The organism is Gemmobacter sp., from assembly GCF_046292685.1.
In the GTDB taxonomy this organism is placed as follows: domain Bacteria; phylum Pseudomonadota; class Alphaproteobacteria; order Rhodobacterales; family Rhodobacteraceae; genus Wagnerdoeblera.
On record NZ_JBKBQM010000039.1, the window covers coordinates 22,512 to 30,253 of the forward strand.

At 72.7% G+C, this 7,742-nt stretch carries 7 protein-coding genes; 4 read left to right on the forward strand and 3 right to left on the reverse strand.

Going from position 1 to position 7,742, the window contains the following annotated elements:
• Nucleotides 1-66: 66 nt before the first annotated feature.
• From ACK4S2_RS11500 to ACK4S2_RS11510, 3 genes are read right to left on the reverse strand one after another with little or no spacing between them, the layout of a single operon-like run.
• Entirely contained in the window at nt 67-978 is a 912-nt protein-coding gene (locus tag ACK4S2_RS11500; protein ID WP_409624227.1) for a site-specific tyrosine recombinase XerD, read from the reverse strand.
• 18 nt (nt 979-996) lie between these two features.
• A complete protein-coding gene (locus ACK4S2_RS11505; RefSeq protein ID WP_409624229.1) occupies nt 997-2,556 on the reverse strand; it encodes a hypothetical protein in 1,560 nt (519 codons plus the stop codon).
• Nucleotides 2,546-2,689 (reverse strand): hypothetical protein, encoded by a 144-nt coding sequence (locus ACK4S2_RS11510; protein ID WP_409624232.1) that lies wholly within the window; start codon nt 2,687-2,689, stop codon nt 2,546-2,548. The genes ACK4S2_RS11505 and ACK4S2_RS11510 overlap by 11 nt, the downstream gene beginning before the upstream one ends.
• A 92-nt stretch (nt 2,690-2,781) precedes the next feature.
• Here ACK4S2_RS11510 and ACK4S2_RS11515 point away from each other — a divergent pair, with 92 nt between their 5' ends.
• The 4 genes from ACK4S2_RS11515 (at nt 2,782) to ACK4S2_RS11530 (ending at nt 7,293) form a co-directional block, all read left to right on the forward strand.
• Nucleotides 2,782-3,393 (forward strand): shikimate kinase, encoded by a 612-nt coding sequence (locus tag ACK4S2_RS11515; protein ID WP_409624234.1) that lies wholly within the window; start codon nt 2,782-2,784, stop codon nt 3,391-3,393.
• Nucleotide 3,394: 1 nt separating this feature from the next.
• Nucleotides 3,395-4,507: a 3-dehydroquinate synthase gene (aroB, locus tag ACK4S2_RS11520; protein ID WP_409624237.1), complete on the forward strand. Its 1,113-nt coding sequence runs from the start codon at nt 3,395-3,397 to the stop codon at nt 4,505-4,507.
• A gap of 1 nt (nt 4,508) precedes the next feature.
• On the forward strand, nt 4,509-5,612 hold the full coding sequence (locus ACK4S2_RS11525) for a CaiB/BaiF CoA transferase family protein (protein WP_409624240.1): 1,104 nt from the start codon (nt 4,509-4,511) through the stop codon (nt 5,610-5,612).
• 133 nt (nt 5,613-5,745) lie between these two features.
• Nucleotides 5,746-7,293: a DEAD/DEAH box helicase gene (locus ACK4S2_RS11530; protein WP_409624243.1), complete on the forward strand. Its 1,548-nt coding sequence runs from the start codon at nt 5,746-5,748 to the stop codon at nt 7,291-7,293.
• Nucleotides 7,294-7,742: the final 449 nt, after the last annotated feature.

The following is a 7,742-nucleotide window of genomic DNA, read 5'->3' on the forward strand; positions in this document are numbered from 1 at the left end:
CGTATCTGGGGTCCAGCAAAAGGGTTGTTCCGGCACCGCCGCCCGATCCCGGGCGCGGCACCGCCGTCAGTCGTCGCGCGCCAGCGGGTGATGGGTCATCACCAGGTCGCGCAACCGATCTTCCAGCACATGCGTGTAAATCTCGGTGGTTGCAAGGTCGGCATGGCCCAGCAGCGTCTGGATGGCGCGCAGATCGGCCCCGCGCGCCAGCAGATGCGTGGCAAAGGCGTGGCGCAGCGTGTGCGGCGTGACCCGCGCCGGGTCCAGCCCCGCGGCCAGCGCCAGTTCCTTGACCAGCGCGTGAAAGCGCAGCCGCGTCAGGTGCCCTTCGGCGCTGCGCGACGGAAACAGGAACCGGCTCTTGGCCCGCGCCCCCGCCTCGGCCGCATCGCGCACCGCCAGCCAGGCCCGGATCGCCGCCCGCGCCGGGTTGGACAGCGGCACCATGCGTTCCTTGCCGCCCTTGCCGCGCACCAGGATCAGCGCCGGGTCGCCGCGCACCGCCGCCACCGGCAGGCCCACCAGCTCGCTCACCCGCAGCCCCGTGGCATAGAGAATCTCCATCAGGCAGGTGTCGCGCAGCCGGTCGGCCTCGGTGCGGCCCTTGCGGCGCGCGGCCTCGATCAGCGCGGTCACCTCGGCCTCGCTCAGCGTCCCGGGCAGCCGCTGCGCGCGCCCCGGGCCCTTCAGCCGCAAGGCGGGGTCGGTGGCGCGCCAGCCCTCGTCATGGGCGAACAGGAACATCTGCCGGATCGCCGACAACCGCCGCGCGCGCGTGGCGGTGGCCAAGCCTTGCGCATCGCAATGCACGAGGTAGGCCTCGACATCGGCTTGCGTCGCGGTGGCGAAATGCAGCCCGCGCCGGCCCAGCCAGGCAGCAAAATCCTTCAGGTCGCGGCCATAGGCCAGCAGCGTGTTGCGCGCCGGGTCGCGCCCGGCGGCCTGCGCGTCCAGAAAGCCGGAAATCCACCGTTGCATCGGCACCCCGTCCACCGCCTACCCCCGCCGCTCCAGCAACATCAGTTGCAGCGCCGTCTTGCGCGCCGCCGATTCCAGCCCCAGACGGCGCAGCAGCACAAGCCCTTCGGTCACCGCGCGCAAGTCGCCCATCGCCCCGGCGGTGATCTTGTCGATGGCCACCAGCGCCGCCTCGCCCAGCCGCCCCTCGGCCAGCAAGACCTCGACCGGGGCCGACAGCGGCGGCGCGGTGCCGGTGCTGGCAAAGGCCGGGGCAATGGCGCGGGCCAGCCCGTCGGGCGGGGCCGGCACCGTCAGGTTGCCGCGCGCAAGCCCCGCCAGAAAGGCCTCCTCGGCCGTCTCGGGGCTGCGCGCCAGGGCCGCCGCCTCGTAATCGGGGCCCAGCAAGGCGATGCGGAACGCCAGCTCCCCCGCCTCGCCGGTCAGCGGCAGGCGCGCCAGCGCCGCGGCATGCACCTCGGCAAAGGGCACCTCCAGCTCGCGCTCGGCCAGCGCGGCCCAGACCCGCGGCAGGCTTGCGGCCACCGCCGCCGGGTCGCCCGCCGCCAGCGCGGTCTCGAACCGCTGCACCGCCTCGACCCGGGTCCAGACCCCGCCCGAGGCCGCCGGAAGCCGCTCGCCATAAAGCTCGAACAACTGCCCCGGCGCGATCGCACCCACCCGCGCCAGCCGCTCGCCGGCCTCCAGCCGCGCCTTCCAGCCGTTCGCCGGCGTCAGGTCGCCATGCGCAAAGGCCAGCGGCAACCCGGTGGACGAGATCGGCTCGCCGATCGCCTCCAGTATGCGCAGCACCAGCGGCGAGGGGCGCTCGGGCGGCGGCAAGGGTGGCTCGTCCTCGTAAAGCTCGGGCGCAATGAAGCGTTGCAGCAAGGCCAGATCCTCGGGCCCCACCTGCCCCAGCGCCTGCGCGGTGCGCAAGGTCAGCTCGGCCGCCTGCCAGTCGCCCCCGCGTGCGAGGCAGAACACCCGCGCCGGAAAGGTCGGCGCAATGCCCGGTGCCGCGCGCTGGTCGGCGCAGGCCTCGTCCTCGGTGCCCAGCAGAAGCGCGATGTCGAAGGCACGGCGGAACAGCTCGGGCGTGGGCTTGCCCGCCGCCTCCACCAGCGCGGCGGCGGCCTCCAGCGCGCCCATCTCCAGCAGCTTGTCCACCCGCACCAGCAGAAAGGCGCCTTCGCCGTCGGCATCGGCGGGGGCGGGCAGTTCGGCCAGAAGCAGCGTCTGCAACAGGTCGCGCAAGGCCGGCAAGGGGTCGGGCCGCTCGGCCCGGATCAGCCCGGCCAGCGTCTCGGTGGACGATGCGGCCCAGAACCCGGGCGCCAGCCCGGTCAGCGAAAGGGGCAGCAACCCCACGGCATCCAGGTTGCGCTCGGCCAGCCTTGTGGTGGTGATCGGCGCCAGCTCGCCCGGGGGCTCAGGCGCAGGCTCGGCCGGGGCGGCCGGGGCGGCAGGGCGCGCGACCGTATCGGACAACCAGTCGATGGCCGACAAGGGTGCCCCCTGCGCCAGCGCCTGCGGCGCCGCCAGCGCAGCCCCCAGCACGGCGCCCAGCCAGAGGCAACGCCTGTCGCTAGTTGCCATTGCCCGCGCCCGGCAGCGCAACCGGCTGGCTCACCGCCGCGGTCGGCGGCGTCAGGTCGCCGAGATAGGCATAGCCGGCAAGCCCTGCAAACCCCAGAACCGCCAGCACCAGGATGACCTTGATCGCGCGCATCGTCTTGCCCTTGCTCTTTGCCCTGACACGGGTGTTGTCCTTGCCGACCGCGGCGCCTTGCGGCGCCACGGCGGATGCCTGTCCGAATATATATGGCCTTTTTCGGAACTTCACGCCATTCAGAACCGACATGGCAGCAGCAGCGGAATCTGGCCTTCGTGAAGTGGCGATTGAAGAAGACGGTGGTGATGGTGGGCATGATGGGCGCCGGCAAGACCGCCGTGGGCACCCATCTGGCCCGGATTCTGGGGGTTCCGTTCCGCGATTCCGATGACGAGATCGTCAAGGCCGCCAACATGACCATCCCCGAAATCTTCGCCCGCGACGGCGAGCCGTTCTTTCGCCTCAAGGAAAGCCAGATCATCGCCCGGCTGCTGTCGGGCCCGCCCGGCGTTCTGTCCACCGGCGGCGGCGCCTTCATGTCCGAGGCGAACCGGAGCGCGATTTCGGCCAAGGGCATCTCGGTCTGGCTGCGCGCCGACATCGACCTGCTGTGGCAGCGCGTGCGCCACAAGTCCACCCGGCCGCTGTTGCGCACCCCCGACCCCTACGGCACGCTCAAGGCGCTGCTGGAAACCCGCGCGCCGGTCTATGCGCTGGCCGACCTGATCGTGGACAGCCAGCCCGGCCTGCCCGTCGAGGCGACGGCCGCGCGCGTGGCCGAGGCGCTGCTGGTGCGCCCCGATGTGCTGGAAAGGAATTGACATGTCCGACGTGGTGCCGGTCGCGCTGGGGGCGCGCAGCTATCAGGTGCGAATCGGCCCGGGCCTGATCGACCGGGCGGGGGCGGAAATCGCGCCCCTGCTGCGGCGCAAGCGGGTGGCGGTGCTGACCGAGTCGCAGGTGGCGCCGCTGCACCTTGCCCGGCTGCAAGCCGCGCTCGACGCCGCCGGCATCGCCCATGCCACCCATGTGCTGCCCGCCGGCGAAGCCACCAAAAGCTGGGAGGGGCTGCGCGCCGCCACCGAATTCCTGCTCGACGAACGGATCGAGCGGCGCGACCTCGTGCTGGCGCTCGGCGGCGGGGTGATCGGCGACCTTGCCGGCTTTGCCGCCGCCATCCTGCGCCGCGGCGTGCGCTTCGTGCAGCTGCCCACCACGCTGCTCGCGCAGGTGGACAGTTCCGTGGGCGGCAAGACCGGCATCAACACCCGCCACGGCAAGAACCTGGTGGGCGCCTTCCACCAGCCTTCGCTGGTGCTGGCCGATACCGCGGTGCTGGCCACCCTGCCCGCCCGCGACCTGCTGGCGGGCTATGGCGAGGTGGTGAAATACGGCCTGCTGGGCGATGCCGCCTTCTTCGACTGGCTGGAACGGCACGGCCCCGCGCTGGCCCGGGGCGATACCGCCGCCTTGCAACAGGCCGTGCGCCGCTCGGTGCAGATGAAGGCCGACATCGTCGAACGCGACGAAACCGAAGAAGGCGACCGCGCGCTGCTCAACCTCGGGCACACCTTCTGCCACGCGCTCGAAGCCGCCACCGGCTATTCCGACCGGCTGCTGCACGGCGAAGGCGTGGCCATCGGCTGCGTGCTGGCCTTCGAGCTTTCGGCCCGCCTCGGCCTTCTCGCGCAGGAAACGCCCTCGCGCCTGCGCGCCCACCTGCGCCAGATGGGCACAAGGGTGGATCTGGCCGACATCCCCGGCCCCCTGCCCGATGCCGATGCCCTGCTGCACCTGATGGGCCAGGACAAGAAGGTGCAGGACGGCCGGCTGCGCTTCATCCTCGCGCGCGGCATCGGTCAGGCCTTCGTGGCCGACGACGTGCCCCCCGACACGGTGCGCGCGCTGCTCTCCGATGCCTTGCGGGGGCGCTGAGATGCTGGCGGGCCTGCGCGTGCTGGAAATCGAAGGCCTCGGCCCCGGCCCGTTCTGCGGCATGCTGCTGGCCGACCTCGGGGCCGAGGTCACCGTGGTCCACCGCCCCGGCGGCGCCGACCTGCCCGGCCTCACGGGCGACAGCCTGCTCGACCGCGGCAAACGCTCCATCGTGCTCGACCTCAAGGATCCCGCCGACCGCGCCACCGCGCTGGCGCTGATCGCCCGCTCCGACGCCCTGATCGAAGGCTTCCGCCCCGGCGTGATGGAACGCCTCGGCCTCGGCCCGGCCGAGGCCCGGGCCGCCAACCCCGCGCTGGTCTATGGCCGGATGACCGGCTGGGGCCAGACCGGCCCGCTGGCGCAGACGGCAGGGCACGATCTGGCCTACATCGCCCGCTCGGGCGCGCTGTGGTATGCCTCGGCCCCGGGCGACGTGCCGCTGACCCCGCCCACGCTGGTGGGCGACATCGGCGGCGGCGCGCTTTACCTTGCGGTGGGGCTTCTCGCCGGGGTGCTCGCCGCCCGCGCCACCGGGCGCGGCTGCGTGGTCGATGCCGCCATCGTCGACGGCTCGGCGCACATGATGGCGCTGGTCATGGCGATCGCGGCGCAAGGCGGCTTTGCCACCCCGCGCGGGCAAAGCCTGCTCGACGGCCCGCACTGGGGCCGCAGCTATGCCTGCGCCTGCGGCGGCCACATCGCGGTGCAGGCGCTGGAACCCAAATTCTACCGCCTGCTGCTGCAAGGCCTCGGCCTGCAGGACGACCCCGATTTCCGCGACCGCCAGTTCGACCGCAGCGCATGGCCGGTGCTGACCGCGCGGCTCGCCGGCCTGTTCGCCACCCGCCCGCGCGACCATTGGGCGGCGCTTTTCGCCGGCTCCGACGCCTGCCTTGCCCCCGTGCTCTCGCCCGAGGAAGCCGCCCGCGACCCCCACATCGCCGCCCGCGGCATCTGGTCGGCCCCCCCATTGCAGCCTGCCCCCGCCCCGCGATTCGACGGCCAGCGCCGCACCCCCGGCCCCGTGCCGGCCCGCGGCGCCCATACGGCGGAAATCCGCGCCGAACTGGCCCGAAACGCCTCGCCCGGCCGGGTTTCTTGACCTTCCGGCGCATTTCCGCTAACGCCATGCCACGACAGCGCGCGGGCCCCCCTGCGCGCGACAGCCGCCGGGGCGCCCGGATGACATGCGTCCCTTTTCCCTTGCGGTCCGATGCCGCAATTCAAGGACGTCCATGACCAAATTCTCCGATCTGAACCTCGATCCCAAGGTTCTGCAAGCCATCGCCGACGCCGGGTACGAAACCCCGACACCGATCCAGGCCCAGGCCATTCCCCATGCGCTCGAAGGGCGCGACGTGCTGGGCATCGCCCAGACCGGCACCGGCAAGACCGCCAGCTTCACGCTGCCGATGATAACCCGGCTCGCCAACGGCCGCGCCCGGGCGCGCATGCCGCGCAGCCTCGTGCTGGCGCCCACCCGCGAACTGGCCGCCCAGGTGGCGGAAAACTTCGACACCTACACCAAGTACCTCAAGCTGACCAAGGCGCTGCTGATCGGCGGCGTCAGCTTCAAGGAACAGGATCTGCTGATCGACCGCGGCGTCGACGTGCTGATCGCCACCCCCGGCCGCCTGCTCGACCATTTCGAACGCGGCAAGCTCCTGCTCACCGGCGTGCAGATCATGGTGGTGGACGAGGCCGACCGCATGCTCGACATGGGCTTCATCCCCGATATCGAACGCATCTTCACCCTCACCCCGCCCGGCCGCCAGACGCTGTTCTTCTCCGCCACCATGGCGCCCGAGATCGAACGCATCACCCGGACCTTCCTGAAAGACCCCGCCAAGGTCGAGGTCGCGCGCCAGGCCACCGCCTCCGAAACCATCGAACAGCGGCTGGTTGCCTTCACGCCGTCGCGCCGCGACCGCGCCTTCGGCGAAAAGCGCGCCGTGCTGCGCGCCCTCATCAAGGACGAAGGCGAGGCCTGCACCAACGCCATCATCTTCTGCAATCGCAAGATGGATGTCGATGTGGTGGCCAAGTCGCTCAAGGCGCATGGCTTCGATGCTGCCCCGATCCACGGCGATCTCGACCAGTCGCAGCGCACCCGCACGCTCGATGCCTTCCGCGACGGCAGCCTGCGCCTGCTGGTCGCCTCCGACGTGGCCGCCCGCGGTCTCGACATTCCCGCCGTCAGCCATGTGTTCAACTTCGACGTGCCCAGCCACGCCGAAGACTACATCCACCGCATCGGCCGCACCGGCCGCGCCGGCCGCTCGGGCAAGGCCTTCACCATCGCCACCCCCGGCGACGACAAGTATCTGGCCGCCATCGAATCGCTCATCAAGGCGCAGATCCCCCGGGTCGAGGCGCCGGCGGTCGAGTTCGACGACAGCCCCGACCGCGGCGAACACCGCCAACCCCGCTCGCGCCACCCCGCGCGCGACCGCGACCGCCCGCGCTCCGACCGGGCCGAACGCCCGGCCCGCGCCGAACCCGCCGAGGCGTTGGGTGAAACCGCCGCGGCCGTCCCGGTCGCCGAATCGCCGCGCGCCCCCCGCCGCGAAGAACCCCGCCGCGAAGAACCCCGGCGCGACTTCGCCGCCCGCGATGCCTCGCGCGACCCGCGCCGCGATGCCCCGCGCGACCGGCGCCGCGACGACCGGCACGAAGGCCCCACCCCCGCCGGCATGGGCGACCACGTGCCCGATTTCATCCTGCGCAGCTTCGCCCGCGTCGCCGCGGTGGAAACCCCCGAAACCGAAGACGCGGCCGAATAGGCCGCCCCCGCCGCGCCGCCGGGTCGGGGTCGCCCCAGCCGGCCATCGCCCGCCGGGCCCCCGCGGCCCAAAGGCACCGCGGCCACAAGGCATCGACCGCGCGCGCCGGCCCCGCGCCACCGTGCGCCGGCAAGCCCCCCGCCGCGCATCCACCACCCGATGCCGCCGCCGCTGCGAAACACCACCGACATCGCCCGCCGCAGCCGAGGCCCCGCCCTTCCCCTTGCCCCCAATATCCCGGGGGCCCGGGGGCAGCGCCCCTGCTCACCGCCGCCCAAGACCCGCGCTACGCCCCGGCCTCTCACCTTGCCCAAATATCCCGGGGGCCCGGGGGCAGCGCCCCCGCACACCCGCCCCCCAAGACCCGCGCCGCGCCCCGGCCGCTCACCTTGCCCGAAATATCCCGGGGGCCCGGGGGCAGCGCCCCGCACCCCCGCCGCCGCTGGGGA